Raw genomic sequence first — 601 nt, 5'->3', positions numbered from 1 at the left:
TCAGGTCACCATCAAGGCTGGCGAAACCAGCGCGCCGTACACCCACGACGCGCAAGGCGATGACGTCTATCAGGATGCGGGCCAGATCAGCCTGGGTATCAACTCGGCGGTGGACGCCACTGGTGCTGCGTTCGAGAACCTGCAACTGGGCGGCAACGCTTCGGTTCAAGTGACCGACACCCTCGACGAAGTCGTGGCCAAGCTGACTGCCACCCCTTCGGTGACCGAAGGCGGTGAGATCACCTACACCATCACCCTGACCAACAAAGATGGTCTGCCGATCAACAACCACTCGGAGCTGTACTTCAAGCTGACCGACGGCACCACTGTCGTCGTGGCAGCCAACAGCACCACCGGTTCGGCGACTGTAGCCGCCCCGGACAACGTCTATGTCGGCACTAACCAGCCGGTGGTCAATGCCATCGAGGCCGTCAGCGGCGCAGATGCGTGGAAGTTCGAAAACCTGAACCTGGACAAGACCCCGGTCAGCACCGAGGTCACCGACGAGCCAGGTACCCCAGGCAGCGAAGGCGACATCGTCAAGGTCACCATCACGGCTGACCAGACTTCGGTGGCCGAGAACGTCAAACCGACGTTCACT

At 61.2% G+C, this 601-nt stretch carries 1 protein-coding gene; it reads left to right on the top strand.

The annotated features are described in order from the left end of the window. Nucleotides 1-601 (top strand): immunoglobulin-like domain-containing protein (locus N5D53_RS27630; protein WP_279841149.1); only part of this gene is annotated, 601 nt, incomplete at both ends.

Origin of the sequence: Pseudomonas sp. GD03862 (assembly GCF_029840855.1) — a bacterium.
In the GTDB taxonomy this organism is placed as follows: Bacteria; Pseudomonadota; Gammaproteobacteria; order Pseudomonadales; family Pseudomonadaceae; genus Aquipseudomonas; species Aquipseudomonas alloputida.
The sequence above is the reverse complement of the archived record's forward strand: the minus strand, read 5'-3'. Positions and strand labels throughout refer to the sequence as shown.